This window comes from Serratia sp. SA088 (assembly GCF_049065515.1).
GTDB lineage: Bacteria > Pseudomonadota > Gammaproteobacteria > Enterobacterales > Enterobacteriaceae > Serratia > Serratia nematodiphila.
The window spans coordinates 20,126-38,268 of the sequence record NZ_JBAKGW010000003.1 but is presented as its reverse complement, the minus strand read 5'-3'; the positions used below and the strand labels follow the sequence as shown (position 1 = coordinate 38,268).

The 18,143-nt window shown below is 63.1% G+C and carries 13 protein-coding genes; 2 read left to right on the top strand and 11 right to left on the bottom strand.

Features of this window, described 5'->3' with window-relative positions:
* Positions 1 to 3 precede the first annotated feature (3 nt).
* Both ACOWVD_RS08890 and ACOWVD_RS08885 read right to left on the bottom strand, forming a co-directional pair.
* A complete protein-coding gene (locus ACOWVD_RS08890; RefSeq protein ID WP_197800560.1) occupies positions 4 to 393 on the bottom strand; it encodes a RidA family protein in 390 nt (129 codons plus the stop codon).
* Positions 394 to 447: 54 nt separating this feature from the next.
* Positions 448 to 1,722: a cation:dicarboxylate symporter family transporter gene (locus ACOWVD_RS08885; RefSeq protein WP_406889294.1), complete on the bottom strand. Its 1,275-nt coding sequence runs from the start codon at positions 1,720 to 1,722 to the stop codon at positions 448 to 450.
* Between the two features lie 310 nt (positions 1,723 to 2,032).
* Between ACOWVD_RS08885 and ACOWVD_RS08880 the strand changes: the two genes are divergently transcribed.
* Positions 2,033 to 2,659, top strand: coding sequence for a helix-turn-helix transcriptional regulator (locus tag ACOWVD_RS08880; protein WP_049240023.1), 627 nt, complete (start codon positions 2,033 to 2,035; stop codon positions 2,657 to 2,659).
* A gap of 98 nt (positions 2,660 to 2,757) precedes the next feature.
* Here the strand turns inward: ACOWVD_RS08880 and ACOWVD_RS08875 are convergent, their stop codons facing one another.
* The 9 genes from ACOWVD_RS08875 to fes form a co-directional block, all read right to left on the bottom strand.
* Positions 2,758 to 3,375: a DUF2238 domain-containing protein gene (locus ACOWVD_RS08875; RefSeq protein WP_049240024.1), complete on the bottom strand. Its 618-nt coding sequence runs from the start codon at positions 3,373 to 3,375 to the stop codon at positions 2,758 to 2,760.
* 118 nt (positions 3,376 to 3,493) lie between these two features.
* Complete coding sequence (locus tag ACOWVD_RS08870) at positions 3,494 to 4,513, bottom strand: YncE family protein (RefSeq protein WP_370531156.1); 1,020 nt, start codon at positions 4,511 to 4,513, stop codon at positions 3,494 to 3,496.
* Positions 4,514 to 4,619: 106 nt separating this feature from the next.
* The gene (locus tag ACOWVD_RS08865) at positions 4,620 to 5,480 is read right to left on the bottom strand and encodes an isochorismatase (RefSeq protein ID WP_021505033.1); all 861 of its coding nucleotides are present in this window, start codon (positions 5,478 to 5,480) and stop codon (positions 4,620 to 4,622) included.
* A gap of 3 nt (positions 5,481 to 5,483) precedes the next feature.
* Positions 5,484 to 7,112 carry a (2,3-dihydroxybenzoyl)adenylate synthase gene (locus ACOWVD_RS08860; RefSeq protein ID WP_049240025.1) on the bottom strand — a complete coding sequence of 543 codons (1,629 nt, stop codon included), beginning with the start codon at positions 7,110 to 7,112 and terminating at the stop codon, positions 5,484 to 5,486.
* A gap of 7 nt (positions 7,113 to 7,119) precedes the next feature.
* On the bottom strand, positions 7,120 to 8,325 hold the full coding sequence (locus ACOWVD_RS08855; protein ID WP_049186371.1) for an isochorismate synthase: 1,206 nt from the start codon (positions 8,323 to 8,325) through the stop codon (positions 7,120 to 7,122).
* A gap of 212 nt (positions 8,326 to 8,537) precedes the next feature.
* On the bottom strand, positions 8,538 to 9,794 hold the full coding sequence (gene entS / locus ACOWVD_RS08850; protein WP_049186372.1) for an enterobactin transporter EntS: 1,257 nt from the start codon (positions 9,792 to 9,794) through the stop codon (positions 8,538 to 8,540).
* 175 nt (positions 9,795 to 9,969) lie between these two features.
* The gene (locus ACOWVD_RS08845) at positions 9,970 to 13,914 is read right to left on the bottom strand and encodes an enterobactin synthase subunit F (RefSeq protein ID WP_421105587.1); all 3,945 of its coding nucleotides are present in this window, start codon (positions 13,912 to 13,914) and stop codon (positions 9,970 to 9,972) included.
* Between the two features lie 32 nt (positions 13,915 to 13,946).
* On the bottom strand, positions 13,947 to 14,153 hold the full coding sequence (locus ACOWVD_RS08840) for an MbtH family protein (RefSeq protein ID WP_004930023.1): 207 nt from the start codon (positions 14,151 to 14,153) through the stop codon (positions 13,947 to 13,949).
* Positions 14,128 to 15,501 carry an enterochelin esterase gene (gene fes, locus ACOWVD_RS08835; protein ID WP_074469401.1) on the bottom strand — a complete coding sequence of 458 codons (1,374 nt, stop codon included), beginning with the start codon at positions 15,499 to 15,501 and terminating at the stop codon, positions 14,128 to 14,130. The genes ACOWVD_RS08840 and fes overlap by 26 nt, the downstream gene beginning before the upstream one ends.
* A 283-nt stretch (positions 15,502 to 15,784) precedes the next feature.
* Between fes and ACOWVD_RS08830 the strand changes: the two genes are divergently transcribed.
* Positions 15,785 to 18,067, top strand: a complete 2,283-nt coding sequence (locus tag ACOWVD_RS08830) for a TonB-dependent siderophore receptor (protein WP_164095959.1) — start codon at positions 15,785 to 15,787, stop codon at positions 18,065 to 18,067.
* The last annotated feature ends 76 nt before the right edge of the window (positions 18,068 to 18,143 follow it).

Sequence of the window (18,143 nt, the reverse complement as noted above, 5' to 3'; positions counted from 1 at the left end):
GGGTTAAAGGGCGGCCAACGCGACAGCTTCCACTTCCACGGCGGCGCCATAATGCAGTTGCGATACGCCGGCCACCGCGCGCGCAGGGCGAAACTCGCCGATCCATTCGGCATACAGCGCATTGAAGGTCGGCCACAAATCGATATCCGTCAGATAGACGCGCACCTGAACCAGCTGCGCGCGGCCGACGCCGGCCCCTGCCAGGCAGGCATCCAGATTGTCCAGCACCTGGCGGGCTTGCCGCGCGAAAGGTTCGTCGGCAAGACTCTCACCTGAAAAGGCGATCGGCAATTGGCCAGAGATATAGACCGTCCCATTGGCCGTGCAACTGGGTGAGTAATGACCGGCGGGAGGAAAGCCGCCGGCGGCGTTGTAAACCACATCATGCTTCATATTTAATCCTTGCACAGGTTCGAAAAGCCCTGCGGAAACGGCGCAGGGCGGCATTCAGACGGGTTTGCGCGCAGCCGCTTCAGGCAACCTCGCCTGAAAACCCACACGCTCTTTCTGCCAGTAAGAAATCGCCATGGTCGCCACGCCGTTGCCGGCCACGTTGGTCAACGTACGCATGGTATCCATCAAGCGATCCACGCCAAGAATCAGCGCCAGCCCCTCCATCGGTATCTCTGGAAACATCAACAGCGAAGCGGACAGCGTGACGAAAGCGCCGCCCGTCACGCCGGCTACGCCTTTCGAGGTCAGTAGAAACACCATCAATAGGCCGGCCTGTTGCGCCAGGCTCAGCTCCAAACCGGCGGCCTGAGCGATAAACAGCGCCGCTAACGTCATGTAGATTGAAGAGCCGTCCAGATTCAAGGAGTAACCGGTCGGCACGACAAAACCGACGGTGGCTTTACTGCAGCCGGCCAATTCAAGTTTTTTCATCAGGCCCGGCAAGGCGGCTTCCGATGAGGTGGTGGTAAAGGCGATGATCAGCTCTTCCCTGATGAGTTTTAAGAAACCGAACAGGCTAAAACGGGTCAACCAGGCCACCACGGAAAACACCACCACAATGAGGAACAGACACCCCAGATAGACCAGCCCCACCAATTTCATCACCGGCATCAGAGCGCCAATGCCGTATTTACCCAGCATGAACGCCGCCGCGCCAAATACGCCAACGGGCGCCAGCTTGAGGATGATATTGACCACTTTGAAGGTGGCTTCGGTCAGCAGATTCACCAAATCAACCACCGGCTTGCCTTTATCGCCCATTGCGTACAGCGCATAGCCAAACAGCAGAGCCACCAACAAGATTTGCAGCATGACGCCGCCGGCCAACGCATCAACCACCGTTTTCGGGATGATGCTCATCACGAAGTCCACGCCTTGCAGGGGCTCCGCCGGTTTAAGCGCCGTGGCGGCATCGGCATGCAAGGCCAGCCCTTTGCCCGGCTCAAACAGATTGCCCATCGCCAGGCCGATCAGCAGCGCCAACGTGCTGACCACTTCGAAATAACAGACCGAGATCATGCCCAGGCGGCCAACGCCGGCACCGCGTTTAACCTGCGCAAAACCGGCTACCACGGTGAGAAACACAATCAGGCCGGCCACCATTTTGATCAGTTTGACGAAGGCCGCCGCCAGCGGATTGAGCTGAGCGCCGATTTGCGGCCACAACAGGCCCAGCGCGCCACCGGCCGCCAGCCCTACCACCAACTGAAAGGTCAACGTGTAATAAAAAGGTTTTCGTGCAGAACCGACGACTGAAGTTGCAGACATTATTGTTCTCCATGCCCTTGCGGGTCGTTGAAGCTAGCGCTGAAAAACCCCGGTGTGTGCGATACGGCTTTTAACGCACGAACATTGTCATATTTAAAACAAATAATCTAAAATTAGAAAATAAGTCCAGAAATGATGTTATATACCTGCGCGACGGCCAAATGCCAATCGGGAAGTGCAGAATTGGGAGCAAGATCATTTTTAGTGCCGCCAGGCGCCAGATGAAAACCGCCGTGCGCCGCACTTGTGGTATGTTCTTCATCTGGCTCGAAATGAGCCAACGCCGCCAAGAAAGTGATCGGAGTGCCCTATGCCTGAAGTGCCGGAAAACCTGTTGTTATCCCAGTTGAATGTGATTGCCGAGGGGCTGAGCGCCACCTTCGCGCCGTTTTGCGAGGTGGTGGTTCACGATCTGCAAAATCCCGAACACGCCATTTTGGCGATCCACAACAACCTGTCCGGACGAGAAGTCGGCCAAGCGGCGACGGAACTTGGCCTGGCTCGCATCGCTTCGGCGGAGTTTCCCAGCGTGATCGCCAACTACGGCAACCAGTTCGCCGATGGCCGCCCGGCGAAAAGCACCTCGATCGGCATCAAGAATGCGCAGGGCGACTACGTCGCCGCACTCTGTTTGAACGTTGATATGACGCTGTTCCGCGGCATGCAAAGCGCGCTGGCGCAGTTCACGCAAACGGCGGCCGGCGCGGTGGCGGAACACCTGGAGCCCAGCGGCGCGGAGGCCATCCGCAACCGTATCGATCGCTTCGCCGCACGCCACGCCACCACGCCGCGCGCGCTGAAAACGCCGGAGAGAAAACGGTTGATTCAGGAACTGAGGGAGCAAGGCCTGCTCGAGGTGAAAAAGGCGATGGAGATTGTGGCGCAGCACCTCGGCGTTTCCCGCGCTTCGGTGTATCTCTATGCGAAAGAAGAGTGAAAAGGCGACGCCTTCCAGCCCCGCCTGGTTACTTTACGTTTTTTCATAGAAAACCCGCCATACGGCGGGCTATTACGCGATGTGATCATTTGAGTTTTTCAGCCCAAGCGAGCGATTTGCCGCTCCTGCCAACGCCCGAACAGCAACAGGCCGCATATCGCCCCGAGCAGCGCGCAGAACATGTCGGACTGGGTGTCCCACGGGTCGCCCTGGGTGCCGAGAAACTCGTCGGCGCCCTGGCCCAGCGCCAGCGCCGCCCACCATTCGATCAGCTCATACAGGGCACTGATGGCGAGCGCGATGCAGCACACCACGAAGCCCAGCATCTTGCGCCCCTGTACATAACCACCGCGCAGCAGGATCTCGCGCGCCGCCAGCGCCGGCACCAATCCCTGAAAGAAATGCCCCAGTTTGTCGTACGGGTTGCGATCAAGATCCAGCCACTGCTGCACCTCAAACCCCAGTGGCACGCGGGCATAGCTGTACATGCCGCCAAAAATCAGGATCAGCGCGTGGAAGAAAATCAGCGTGTAGAGCAGCGGCGTCAGCGGGTAACGGCGGTGGGTGAGCCACAGCAGCGGCAAAACGATCAAGACCGGCGCCACCTCCATCAGCCAGGTGGTGCGATCGTAAGGGCTGATGCCGCTGTGGATCAGCGCGGCCAGCAGCAGCAGAGTGATAACGGACAACAACAGCGGAGAGCGTGAGACGGGCATAACCAACGTTCCTTCGGGTCAATAAGGCAATCCACACGTTATACCGCAGATCGCACGGCGAAAAAAAACAGGCGGAGCGTCGCCGCTTCGCCTGTTCGGTGTGCTTACCTGGGTGGGATTATTTCAGCACGACGCGGATCACGTCGTCCGGCGCGGTCGCTTCTTTCTCGCGGCTGGAAGCCTGCTTGACGCTGACATACAGCGTTTGGCCATCAGGCGACAGCGCCAAGCTGTTCGGATGGGTCGGCGTCTTGATGGTGTTCAACACCTTGTAGCTCTTGGCGTCGATCACGCTCACTTCGCCCGCCTGACGGTGGGTGACGTACACTTCATTGCGCGCCGGGTTGAACAGCACCGCCAGCGATTCCGGCACGTCGATCTTGCTCAGGATGTTGCCGTTACGGGTATCCACCACCAGCACCTGTGGCTGCTTGGAATCAGTGATGAAGGCGCGATGGGTGGCGGTATCCAGGCTGATGTTCAGGAAGAAGTGCTCTTTGGACTCATCCAGTTTCTTGCGCGACAGCACCTTGTTGCTCTGGGTATCGATGGTCACCAGTTCGCCGTCGGCGTTGGTGACGTACAGGCGTTTGGCGGCGGCGTCCAGCGCCAGGCCAGTGCCGTACTTGCCGGTGTCGGTCACGGTGGCGCGCAGGGTCAGATCCTTGCCGTCCACCACCCATACTACGCTGGAATCCCCCAGCCCGGTGATATACAGGGTATCGCTGTCGGCATCCGCCACCAGTTCGCGCGGCGCCAGCGGCTTGACGGTTTCGGAGCGCTGGCGCGCGTCCAGCACCAGGCGGCCTTTCACGTCACCGGTCTTGGCGTCGATGGCGGTCACCGAGTTATTGACGGTGTTGCCGAAGAACAGCGTACCGGTCTTGGCGTTGACGGCGGCGCCGAATGGCTTGATGTCGTTATGGATAATTTGGGTCACGTCCAGCGTGGTCGGATCCAGACGGTAAACGATGCCGCCCTTGTCCAGCTTGCGGCTCTGCGAGGTGGCCAGGTAGAGCGCGTTCTCGCTCGGGCTGTAGGCCATTTCATAGGCGCCTTTGCCGACCGGCTTGCGCAGCACTTCCGGCGCGGTTTGCGCCTGCAAGGTGTTGGAGAACAGCAGCGTAGACAGCAGCATCAGCGGAAATGCCGCACGTTTTCCCTTGGTGATCAAAGTATTCATCAAAATCTCCTTATAAAGCCAACAGGGTGGCCGAACGGCCGCCCTCTGCTCGTGATTAAAATCAGGCTTTCTCTTCGGAAAGCAGCGCCCACCAGCTGTCGATGGTCGGGTTGCGCGCCAGCGCGATAAAGTCGATGTCGCCGCGGATCTTGCGCCAGCGGGTCGCCAGCTCCATGATGCGCACCGAATCCAGACCGTAATCGATCAGGTTTTCATCGTTGCCCATGTCTTCGCTGTCTTCATCCAGCAGCGGCAGGATCTGCTGACGCAGCGCGTCGATGCTGGCGATGCCGGCCGCCGGCAGCAGAGACGCGGTGGTCACCACCCGGCCGCAGCGGCCGGCGGTGTAGCGCAGCGCCATCAGGTGTTCGTCGCGCGAGAAGTCCGCCAGGCCGTCGGCCACCATGAACGGCTGGATGTTGCGCATAAAGGCGTCGATGGCGGTGGTCAGGCAGCCGATGTGCGCATACACGCCGCAGATGATCAGCTGATCGCGGCCGGACTCCTGCAGGATCTCCTGCAGCGGCGAGCGATGGAAGGCGCTGTAGCGCCATTTCACCAGCACCGTATCGTCTTCGTCCGGCGCCAGCGCGGCGGTCACCGCCTGCTGCTCAGGGTGCTTGTTCAGGCCCGGCCCCCACATGTCGTTCAACAGCGCGCGATCTTCATCGCTCTGCTGGTTCGGCTGCGCGGTATAGAACACCGGGATGCCCTGCTGCTTGCAGTAGCGGCGCAGGTTGGCGATGTTCTCCACCACCTGTTTAATCAGCGTGCTGTCCTCGCCCCAGAAGTTGAGGAAATACTGCTGCATATCGTGGATCAACAGCGCGGCGCGCTGCGGCTCCACCTGCCAGGTGACTTTATTTTGCGGCAGTTCGTCCGCCGTCGGCAGCGCGTAATCATTAAGTTTTGGAATGGCCATCGATTAATCTCCCTGAGCCTGAGTCTGTAGTTGCGCGTCGAGCTGCTGGCGCAGCCGTTTTTTGTCCACTTTGCCGACCGGGGTCAGCGGCAGGCTGTCCACCTGAATAAAGCGATCCGGCAGTTTGAAGTCCGCCACGCCCTGTTCACGCAGGTGACGGCGCAGCACCACCGGTTTCAGCGGCGCGTTGGCGATGATATAGGCGCAGCTCTTCTCCCCCATCAGCGCGTCCGGCATCGACACCAGCGCGGCGTTGATCACGTCAGGATGACGCAGCAGCAGGTTCTCGATCTCCTCGGCGGCGATCTTCTCCCCACCGCGGTTGATCTGGTCTTTTTGCCGCCCCTGCACGGTGATGTAACCGTCTTCGCTGATGCTGATCAGATCGCCGGAGCAGTAGAAACCGTCGGCGTCGAAAGCATCGGCGTTGTGCGCCGGGCTCTGGTAGTAACCGCGGAAGGTGTAAGGCCCGCGCGTCATCAACCGCCCGACCTCGCCCGCCGGCAACGGATTGCCGTCGTCATCCGCCACCCACACTTCGTCGTCCGGCGACATCGGCCGCCCTTGCGTCGCCAGAATGTGGCGTTCGTCATCGTCCAGCCGGGTGTAGTTCACCAGCCCTTCCGCCATGCCGAACACCTGCTGCAGTTGGCAGCCGATTTCGTTCTGAATGCGCGCCGCCAGCGTTTCGCCCAGCTTGGCGCCGCCCACCTGCAGCAGTTTCAGGCTGGCGAGCTGGGCATTGCCGCCCCACTCTTCGATCGCCTGCAGCCACAGCGTGACCGCCGGCGGCACCAGCGCCGTCACGTTGATTTGGTGCTGTTCGATCAGGCGGAAGCATTGCCCGGCGTCCGGATCGGCGGCGAACACCACCAGCCCGGCGCCATAAAACACGCCCAGCACGCCCGGCGAACTCATCGGGTAGTTGTGCGCCACCGGCAGCGCGCACAGATAGCGGGTCTGCGCGTCGAAGCGGCAGATCTCCACGCTGCGGCGAATGCTGTAGTAGTAATCATTGTGGGTGCGCGGGATCAGCTTCGGCGTACCGGTGCTGCCGCCGGAAAGCTGGAAGAACGCCACCTGATCAGCCGCGGAAGGCTGCGCGACGAAACCGTCGCTCGCTTCGTCCAGCCAGGCGGCCAGCGCCAGCTCGCCCTCGGCCTGGCTGCGCAGCGCCACGACGCGCAGCGAAGGATGCGCATCGCGGAAGGCGTTCAGGAATTGATCGTCGGCAAACAGCGCGTGCCGGCGATCGGCGATCAGCAGCGCCGGTTTGATCTGCTCGGCATAGGCGTTCAGCTCACTGCGCTGATGGCTGAACAGCGCGTTGACCGGCGCCACACCAATTTTCAGCAGCGCGAAGAACACGATATAGAACTCCGCCACGTTGCCCAGCTGCACCAGTGCGGTGTCGCCGGATTTCACGCCGCGGCGCAGCAAAGCGGCCGCCAGACGATCGGAGCGCTGCTGCAGCTCGCGGTAGGTCAGGCTGCCCTGGGCGTCGATGATCGCCGGAGCGTCATTGTTGGCCTGGCGGTCGAGGATCTCGGTCAGCGGCTTGTCAGTCCAGTAGCCGCGCTCGCGATAGCGGCTGGCGAACTCCGCCGGCCAGGGGGTAAAGGCAATGCTCATCTTGTCGTTATCCTTGATTTATACCAAAGGCACGCAGAATGGTGCTGAGTTTGGTGCCTGTTTCATGCCATTCAGATTCGGGTGAAGAGTCTTCCACGATGCCGGCGCCGGCGAACAGCCGTACCCGGTTGCCGTCAACGGTGCCGCAGCGGATGGTGACCACCCACTCGCCGTTGCCTTCGTCGTCGCACCAGCCGACGATGCCGCCGAACAGGCCGCGATCGAACGGCTCCAGCTTGCCGATCAGGGCGTGCGCCTCGGCCGTCGGCATGCCGCACAGCGCCGGCGTCGGGTGCAGCAGGCAGGCCAGCGACAGGGCGTTTTCGTCGGGAGACGCCGCCTCGCCGTCGATCGGCGTGGAGAGATGCCACAGCGTGGTGGTGGTCAACAATTCAGGGGTGTGCGGCACGTTCAGGTAGCGGCAGCGGCCGGCCAGCACGTCACGCATGCTTTCGGTGACGATGCGATGCTCGTGGCGATCTTTCGCCGAGGCCATCAGCCGCTCCCCCACTTCGCGATCGCGCTCTGGGTCGGCCTCGCGCCGGGCGGAACCGGCCAGCGGGTTGGAATAGAAACGGCCGCCGTCCTGGCGCAGCAGCAGCTCGGGGCTGGCGCCCAACAGCGCGCCCTGCTCCAGCGGCACATGGAAATGGAAACCGTGCGGGTTTTGGGCAATCACGCGCGCCATCAGCGCATGGCGATCCACCGGCTGACGCGTTTCGATCTCCAGCAGGCGCGACAAGACCACTTTGTCCAACTCACCGGCCTTCATCGCGTCGACGGCGTCGCTGACCATGTTCATGAACGGCTGCTGTGGCGGCAGTTCCGTTACCCCGGCCAGCTCCGGCCCGTCCGCCGCCGGCCTAACGCCGGCCATAAAGGCGGCGCGATCGAACCAGCGGCTCTGCTGCGGAATAAACAGCGCCGAAGGCTGCCGGGTATCGAACGGAATGGCGCCGCACAGCAGCGGCTTTTTGATGCCGGCCTGGCGGGCCTCGGCAAACGCCTGCCGTACGCTGCGCTGGAACTCGCCGTTCAGATCGGCGCCGTCTGCGGCCGGCAGGCGAATGCGGCTGAAACAACCGGTGGTGGTCAGACTGCGGAAAGGAGAAGTAAAGAAGAAGCCCGACGCCGGAGAAAAATCAGCGGCAAACCGCTGCTCTTCGCACTCCTGCACTTCCTTTCGATTGATGTCGTTCACGGCAGTATCCATCGCTTCGCCCTCAAGAATTTGAAGTGATAACCAATATAATAATGATTATCATTTGAGTTAATTCCGCGCTAAATTACTCGCCGATATTTGCTATGTCAATAAACGTAAGCACTTCTTTCATTTCGAAATCATGACATAAACGCTGTGGGTTTTACGCATGCCGATGATAAGCATTGCTATTTGATCCCACAGCGTTGTTTTAACGCGTTCGACTACTTTTCTGTGGCGGGCTGCGGCTCCGGTTTGTGCAGCGTAACCTGGCGCAAACCGGTCATGGCGAACAGCAACAGGATGCCGAGCAGCGCCGCGCCGAAGCCGAAACCGCTGGCGCTCATCGCCGGCAGCATAAAGGCGCCCATCGCCCCCAGCAGCAACGCGCCCAGCGCATCGCCCACCACGTTCTGCGCCGTCCACAGGCCATTGATGCGGCCGAGGAAGTTGTCCGGCGTCAGGCTCTGGATCAAGCCGTATTGCAGCAGCGAGTTCAGCGCGCTCAGGTAGCCGAACGCCACCAGGCACAGCAACGCCAGGCTGTACCACGGCATCAGGCCGAACAGGCCGATGGCGGCGAACGCCGCGATCGCCGTCAGCAGCATCACCCAGCCGGGGCGCGCCACATGCGCCACGCGCCCGCTGGTGAACGCGCCGATGGCGGCGCCGAGCGGCACGGCGGCGTACATATAACCGAGGTGGGCAGCGTCGATGTGCCAGCCTTCCGCCATCGCCGGGTACAGCACGCGCACCGCGCTGGCCATGGTCAGCAGCGCGCCGATCAGTGCCACCATGCCGATCACCTTGTTCTGGAACAGGAAGGCGAAACCGCCCGCCAGCGCGCGCAGCGGGTGTTCACGCGGCTGCGGCGGCGGCATCAGCTGCGGCAGGCTCAGCAGCGGCAGCAGCGTCAGCAGGGTGCCGAACGCCGCCAGACCGTAGTTCCAGGCGATGCCCATATGGGCGATCACCAGGCCGCCGATCGCCGGAGAAAGAATCGAGCCGAAGCGCACCGTCAGCATGCTGATGGCGCCCGCCTGCACGATGTTTTCGCGGCCCACCAGCGCCGGCGTGGCCGCCAGCAGCGCCGTCACCCCCACCGCGCCAAAGAAGCCGTCCCACACCGCCAGCAGATAAATGGCCGCCAGCGAAGGCGACGGCAACAGGGCATTGAGACACAGGCCGACAAATCCGACGCCGCAGGTGGAACGCGCAAACAGAATCAGCCGGCGTCGCTCATAGCGATCGGCCAATACGCCCCCCATCAGCAGCCCGGCGAACATGCCGCCGCCGGCCAGCGTCACCGCCAGCCCGACCTGCAGGGTGGAACCGGTCAGCGCCTGGATCTGCACCGGGATGGCGATCGCCATCAGTCCCAGCGCCACAATGGAGATAAAGCGCGCGCAGAACACCGCGCGGAAAGCCCGGTTGGTTTTCAGCAGGCTGAAATCAAGCAGGATGGAGGGTTTGCTACTCATCGGTTGTTCACCACATCTTTAAACGGGGATTCTGCAGTTGCGGGGCGCTATGCTAGCACAGATGGCGAAATCAATAATGATAATAAAAATCATTGATATTCAATTGTGAGCGACCGCAAGAAACGCCGCCAAACGCGGGATAATCCCCGTGCCTGGCGGCGGGATGAGGGCGTCATTACAGCGTGCGCAAGATCCGGTTCAGCAGCGGCCCCAGCACTTTGAACGACGCCGGCGAAACGATATCGACGTGCGCACAGTCCAGCTCGTGCGCCTGCAGCGCATCGACGTACTGCGACCAGGTCTGCTGCACGTCCATCCCTTCCTGCAGCGTGCGTTTGGCGACGAACAGCGTCGCCTGGCCGTGGAAACGGGCGGTCCGCGTGTGCGACAACAACCGCACCGAATCGGCGTAGTTGGCTTCGATGTTGTCGAACATCGCCGTGCGCGTCTCACCCAGCGCCGGATCGAGCGTGTCCTGCGACACCGCCAGGAACTGCTCGCGCTCGCGCTGCACTTCCTTCAACACGTTGTCGTCCAGCATCACGTCCCAGTTTTGGGTCTCCGGCGGATAGGTATCCAGCAGGCCGAGGAACGCCACCTGCTCGCCGCGCGCCTGCAGCCGGGCGGCGATGCCCTGCGCCAGCGTGCCGCCCAGCGAATAACCGATGAAGTGGTACGGCCCGTGCGGCTGCACCTGCAGCACCGTCTGCAGGTGGGCATCCACCACCTGATCCATGTCTTCGCTCAGCGCCAGCGGGCCATCCGGCCGCGGCGACTGGATGCCGACCAGCGACCAGTGCTGGTCGAGATAACGCGGCAATGCGCTGAACTGCCAGGAGAAGCCGGATGCCGGGTGCAGGCAGAACAGCGTCGGCCCCTCGGTAACGCGCAGCGGCAATACGCTGTCGAAGCCACTGCGATCGGCCTCTTCCTGCGTGCGATCTTCCGCCAGCAAGGCGGCCAGTTGCTCAACGCGCGACGCCACCATCACCTGGCCGACGGACACCGCCTTGCCCAGATCGCGGCGCAGCTCCGCCGCCAGGCGCATCGCCAGCAGCGAGTGGCCGCCAAGCGCGAAGAAATCGTCGTCGGCGAACACCTGCTCGCGCTGCAGCAAGCGGGCGAATACCGCCGCGATCTCGCTTTCCAACCCGGCCTGCGGCGTCCGCCCCGCCTTGCGCTCACCGCCCTGCGGCTGCGGCAACGCCTTGCGATCCAGCTTGCCGTTGGCGCTCAGCGGCAAATCCTGCATTTCGACCAGCGCCACCGGCACCATGTGCGGCGGCAGGCGGTCGGCCAGCGCCGCGCGCAGGGCTTCCGCATCCCAGCTCGCGCCTGGCTGCATCACCAGATAGCCCACCAGCTGGCGCGCATCGCCGCCGGCGTCCACCGGCGTGCCCTGCAACACCAGCGCGTGCGTCACCGCCTGGCGCACGCCCGGCAGCGACAGCAAGGCGTGATCGATTTCACTCAGCTCAATACGCTGCCCGCGGATCTTCAGCTGATCGTCGCTGCGGCCCAAATATTCCACCGCGCCGTCCGGCAGCCAGCGCGCCACGTCGCCGGTACGGTACATCCGTCCGCCCTCGCCGAACGGGTCGGCGACAAAGCGGCTGGCGGTCAGATCCGGCCGGCCAAGGTAGCCGTGCGCCAGCTGCACGCCGGTCAGATACAGATCGCCCGCCACGCCCGGCGGCACCGGCCGCAGGCGCGCGTCCAGAATGCGCAACCCAGTGTTCCATACCGGCAGGCCGATCGGCACGTTGGCGCCGGTCACCTTCGCCAGCGCGTCGCCGTAGGCCGGATGCCAGGTCACGTCCACCGCCGCTTCGGTCGGGCCGTAGAGGTTGTGCAACGGCACCGCCGTGCGGCTTTGCCACAGGCGGCACAGCTCCGCCGGCAGCGCTTCGCCGCTGCAGAACACCTGGCGCAGCGCGGCGCAGTTCGCCACCGCCGCGTCGTCGTCCAGGGCGGCCACGAAAGCCGCCAGCATCGACGGCACGAAGTGCAGCGTGGTAATGCGATGTTGGGCGATCAGCTGTTGCAGCTGCTGCGGATCGCGATGCGCCTCCGGCGGCGCCATCACCAGCCGGGCGCCGACCATCAGCGGCCAGAAGAATTCCCACACCGAGACGTCGAAACTGCACGGCGTTTTCTGCAGCACCGCGTCGTCCGCCCCCAGCGGATACTGGTGTTGCATCCACAGTAGGCGGTTGACGATCGCCTGATGGCCGACCAGCACGCCTTTCGGGCGCCCGGTGGAGCCGGAGGTAAAGATGATATAGGCCGCATGATCCGGCGTCGGGCCCGCGATCGCCACCCCGGCGGCGTGATCGGCCGCCAGCGGTGCGTCATACAGCAAAATTTCGCCCTTGTCGGCGAAACGCGCCTGCTGCGCCGGGCTGGTGATGACCAGCCGGGGTGCGGCGTCTTCCAGCATCATCGCCAGCCGCTCGTCCGGATAACCGGTGTCCAGCGGCAGGTAGGCGGCGCCCGCTTCCACGATCGCCATCAACGCTAGCGACAGGAACACCGAGCGCGGCAGCGCCACCGCCACGATGTCGCCCGGCCGTACGCCCTGCACAACCAGCTGGCGCGCCAGCGCCGTGACCTGTTCGCGCGTTTCGCGGTAGGTGAAGCTGAAATGCGCATCCGCCAGCGCCGGCGCGTTCGGCGTGCTTTGCGCCTGCTGCGCCAGCAGTTGGCTCAGCGTGGTCGCCGGCACCGGATGCGCCGTGTCGTTGACCCGCGCCAGCAGAGCGCGATCGTCGGCGGTCAGCATGTCGGCTTCGCCGATCGGCAACGTTGCCTGCGCGGCGAACTGCGCCAGCAGCAGCGGCAACCGCTGCAGATGCGCCAGCAGTTCCTGACGGCTGTAACGCTCGGCGTTGGCCAGCAGCTCCACCTTCAGCTGATGGTGTTCGTCGATAAACAGCGCAATCTCCAGATCGCGCACCGGCCCGGAGGCCAGATCGTGGGTAATGCCTTCGATACCGGCGAAGTCCAGCTGGTAATCGAACATTTTGAAGTTGAAGACCGTACCGTACAGCGGTTCGCCGTCGCCGATGCGCCCCAGATCGCGCTGCACCTGTTCGGCGTCGTAGCGCTGATGGCGGCGCACCGTTTTCAGCTCGCGGCTGATGCGGGCGGCGGCCTCATACAGCGTGGCCTGCGGCTCGAGGTGCATCTCCATCGGCAACACGTTGATCACCGGGCCGGCGGCGCACAGGGCGGCCGATCCGGTACGGCGCATGAAGATAAAACCGGCGCTGAAGCTCGGTTGGCCGCTCAGACGCGACACCCACAGCGCCACCAGCGCCACCGCCATATCGGCGGCGTTCAGCTTCTGCTGCGCGCCGCACTGCACCAGTTCGGCGAAGGCCTGCGGATCGCAGCGCTGTTCCAGCCGGTGGATGCGCGGCGTGGGCGTTTGCCCGGCCAGCGGCTGCGGGCAGATCGTGGCCGGCGGCGGCAACTGCCGTGCTTTTTCGCGCCAGAAATCGGCGTCGCGTTGCCAGGCCGGGGCCTGCCGGTAAGCCTGGTATTCCGCCACCACGTCGCTGAACGCCGTGAAAGGCGTCGGTTCCAGCGCGTCGCCGCGGCAAAGATGGGTGTAAATCGCCGCCACGCGGCGCGCGATGGCGGTGAAGCTGAAACCGTCCACCAGCAGATGGTGATAGCGCTGATACCAGAACCAGCGGTCATCCGCCAGACGCATCACCACATGACGATACAGCGGCGCGCCGCTGCCGGCGCGCAGATCGCTCGCCAGATCGATGTCCATCAGCGCGCGCGCGGCGGCTTCAGGATCCGGCGACGTCGTCAGATCGACAAGTTCCGGCGCGTGCACCACCAGCGTGTCATCCAGCCATTGCACCGGCACGCCGTCGCGTTCCGCAAAACGCAGGCGCAGCATGTCCACCTCGCCCAGACCCTGGATGATGGCCTGCAGCAGAGGCTCCACGGCGACAGGGCCGTTGAGTTCGATGGCGTGAGCCACCGCGTAGGCATTGCGATGCGGGGAGATTTGATCGGCGACCCAGATGCCGGGTTGTGCCGCGACCAGCGGCCATTCGCCCGCAAGCGCCGGGCCGCTGAGAGAGTTAGGGGTGTGTGACACTGCTTATTGCTCCCGTGATTACCTGGCGCCGGTCACGCCTCGCGTGCTGCGACCGGCAGAATATCTTGCCAATGCTGTTCCAGCCATTCGGCGCACTCGAGGCGCGCCGCCGGGCCAAAGACGATCGTCCACTCGGACGGAATGGCGCGGAAATCCGGCCACAAACTGTATTGTTGTTGTACGTTGCGCAGCACCAGGCTGCGCTGCTGTTGATCATCGAACGGATTCAGGCTTTCCATCATGTGTTCCTCGTGCCGTCGCCGATGCCGGGTAAGCGGTGGCGAAAGCGGAAGCCCATACCGCCTGCAGCCCATCGGTCAGGCCGCTGCGCCAGCACAGCGCATCGTGCCCGCCTTCCACCACCCGGTAGTGCACCCGATGGCCGGCGTCGCTCAGGCGCGCCGCCATTTCGCCACTGACCCGATGCACCAGTTTTTCCTGCGAACCGGCTTCCATAAAGACCTTCAGCGCGCCGTGGTTGCCCAGGCCGTGGCGTTCGACCTGTTGCATCAGCCAGCAGGCGTCGTCGGGAATGCTCGGCAGCTGCAGCATGTCGCGCCGCGGCCACCAGTAGGAACCGGACTGGGTGATCACCGCGCCGAAGCGCTGCGGCCAGCGCAGCCCGGCATACAGGGAGGCCAGGCCGCCAAAGCTTTGCCCCGCCACCACCGTATCGGCCGGCTTGTCGCTGTGCGGCGCCCAGTCGGCCAGCTGCGGCATCAGTTCTTCCTGCACCGCCAGCCAGAAATCGTCCTTGCAGGTTAATTCTCGCGCCCGGTGCGGCAGATCGATGATGTCGATCAGCACATACACCGCTTCCGGCAACGCCCCCTCGCGGGTCAGTTGCATCAGCGGCGCCCAAACCGGCATCTGCTTCGCCCAGAACTGGCCGTCGAGCAAGATCGCGAGCGGGCGCTCGGCCGGCTTGCTGTCGCCGGTGGTGTAGATCCAGACATCGCGGCTGTTGCCCAGGCGCTCGCTCTGCCAGGTATGCCGCTGCAAACGCGCCGGCAGCGGCGGCGTGCAGCGCCCGCTGGCGATCTCATATTCGTCGAACGAACGCCATACCGGCTGCGGCGGCGCATCCGGCATGTGCAGACCGGAGACGCTGTGACCGCTGGCGCTTTGCCAGGAGCGATACGGGTTGAGCAGATCGGGGGTAGCGCTGGCGAACACCTGATGCCACCAGTGACGCAGGTTGTGCATGTTGGCGTGCGCATCGTCGCCGCTGAACGCCGGCGGCCGCTCGTCAAAGCAGGGGATAAAGCAGTAGCTTCCGCGCCAGGCGCCGCTCAGTTCGGTCTGCCAATACCACACGTCGGTGCCGGCCAAACGCTGCAGGCTTTGCGGCGGATTCGGCTGATGGTGGTCGGTCAGGCAGTTAATGTTGATCCATACGCGACGGTAGGCGGAGGTCAATTCGCATCCCTGGGGATCGCGCCAGAAAAAGGTGGTGCGCCAGCGGCCGTTACCCGCCGGTTCTACCCATGGCGTACCGCGTCGTGCCACCGTCAACCACCACCCTGGACTGCCCGCATTGCTGCTGGCCAATAATCTGCTGCTTTCTGACTGTAGTTCTGTATTCACAACGCCTACCCATTTTGTAGTTGGCGGCACCGGGAACGTCGACTTTTCCCTATCGCCGGCCACCGCCCGAACGCACTGTACGCCAAATACTATTGATAATAATTTGCATTTGCAATAGTGTGTAAGGCTTGGAGATCGTGCTGGTATTGCGCGCAACGGACAGGGATCGGGGATACATCAATGGCATCCCTTGCCGCAGCCGATTTTCTATTTCCGACTACACAAAAACTACAACCGCCCTTCCCCCATTCGGCGAGGGATGGCAGCAAGGTAGGACACTCAGATGAAAAGCAAGCTATCACGTTATTCTTTAGCCACTCTTATCGGCTTGGGATTGGGCGCGTCCGCGTTCGCCAACGCCGCGCAGCAAACCGACACCACCACCACGGAAGAGAACAGCGGCGCCACGGATAAAAAGCCGCGCGGCGAAGACACCATCGTCGTGACCGCCGCCCGGCAGAACCTGCAGGCGCCGGGGGTGTCCACCATCACCGCCGACGAGATCAAAAAACGCCCGCCGGCGCGCGACATCAGCGAACTGATCCGCACCATGCCCGGGGTTAACCTGACCGGCAACTCCACCAGCGGCCAGCGCGGCAACAATCGCCAGATCGATATCCGCGGCATGGGCCCGGAAAACACCCTGATTCTGATCGACGGCAAACCGGCCTCCAGCCGCAACTCGGTGCGTCAGGGCTGGCGCGGCGAGCGCGACTCCCGTGGCGATACTGCCTGGGTGCCGCCGGAAATGATCGAACGCATCGAAGTGCTGCGCGGCCCGGCCGCGGCGCGCTACGGCAACGGCGCCGCGGGCGGCGTGGTCAACATCATCACCAAGAAAGCCGGCGATGCGCTGCACGGCTCGCTGAACGGCTACTTCAACGTGCCGCAGCACAAGCAGGAGGGCGCCACCAAGCGCACCGATTTCAGCCTGTCCGGCCCGCTGAGCGATTCCCTGAGCTTCCGCCTGTTCGGCGGCTACAGCAAAACGCAGGCCGACGCCTGGGACATTAACGAATCGCATAAATCCGAACGCGTCGGCGCCTACGCCAACAGCGTCCCGGCCGGGCGCGAAGGGGTAGTCGATAAAAACATCGACGCCCTGCTGCACTGGGACTTCGCCCATCTGCAGTCGCTGGAGTTCGAGTACGCTTACGGCCGCCAGGGCAACCTGTACGCCGGCGATACCCAGAACACCAACACCAACGCCCTGGTGCAGAGCAACTACGGCAAAGAGACCAACCGCATCTACCGTGAAACCTTCGGCCTGACCCACCGCGGCGCCTGGGACAACGGGGTGAGCACCAACAACTACGTGCAGTTCGAACGCACCCGCAACACCCGCCTGAACGAGGGCTTGGCCGGCGGCACCGAAGGCATCTTCGACACCAAAAACACCGGTTTCGGCACCACCAAGCTGGACGACTTCCTGGCGCACAGCGAAGTCAGCGTGCCGTTTGAGCTGGGCGTCGCGCAAACCGCCACGCTGGGCACCGAGTGGACCCAGCAGCGGATGAAAGACGGCACCTCCACCAGCCAAACGCTGATGGGCGGCACCATTCCCGGCATGACTACCGGCACGCGCAGCCCTTACGCTTCCGCACATATCTTCTCGCTGTTCGCCGAAGACAACATTGAGCTGACCGACACCACCATGCTGACGCCGGGTCTGCGCTACGATCTGCATTCGGAATCCGGCAACAACTGGAGCCCGGCGCTGAACCTGTCGCAGGAACTGGGTGATTACTTCACGCTGAAGATGGGCATCGCGCGTTCCTATAAAGCCCCGACGCTGTTCCAAACCAACGGCAACTACCTGCTGTACAGCAAAGGCCAGGGATGTGCCGGCAGCGATACCAAAAACGGCTGCTACCTGCTCGGCAACGACGATCTGAAAGCGGAAACCAGCGTTAACAAAGAGATCGGGCTGGAATTCCATAACGAAGGCTGGCTGGCCGGCGTGACCTACTTCCGCAACGATTACCACAACAAGATTGAGGCGGGTAACTCGCGCATCGCCACCAGCAGCACCGGCACGGCGGTCTATCAGTGGGAAAACGTGCCGAAGGCGGTGGTGCAGGGGCTGGAAGGTTCGCTGAACGTGCCGGTCAGCGAGACCGTCACCTGGAGCAACAACGCCACCTACATGATCGAGAACAAGAACAAGACCACCGGCGATTACCTGTCGGTGATCCCGAAGTTCACCGTCAACTCGACCCTCAGCTGGCAGGCCACGCAGGATCTGTCGATGCAGTCCACCCTGACCTGGTACGGCCGGCAGAAGCCGAAGAAGTACAACTATCAGGGTAAACCGGCCACCGGCGGCGAAACCCGCGAGGTCAGCCCTTACGCCGTCGTCGGCGCCAGCGCAACCTATGACCTGACCAAAAACGTCAGCGTCACCGCCGGCATCGACAACCTGTTCGACAAACGCCAGTTCCGCGCCGGCAACGCGCAGAACGTGGGCGATCCGAACACCGGCGCGATCAACATCGCCGGCGCGGGCGCGGCCACCTACAACGAACCGGGCCGTACCTACTACATGAGCATCAACACCCACTTCTGATGACATGACCCAACGACAAAGGGGTGCTCAGCACCCCTTGAGGTAAATGACAAAGCGGATGACGTTGCCGGGCTTT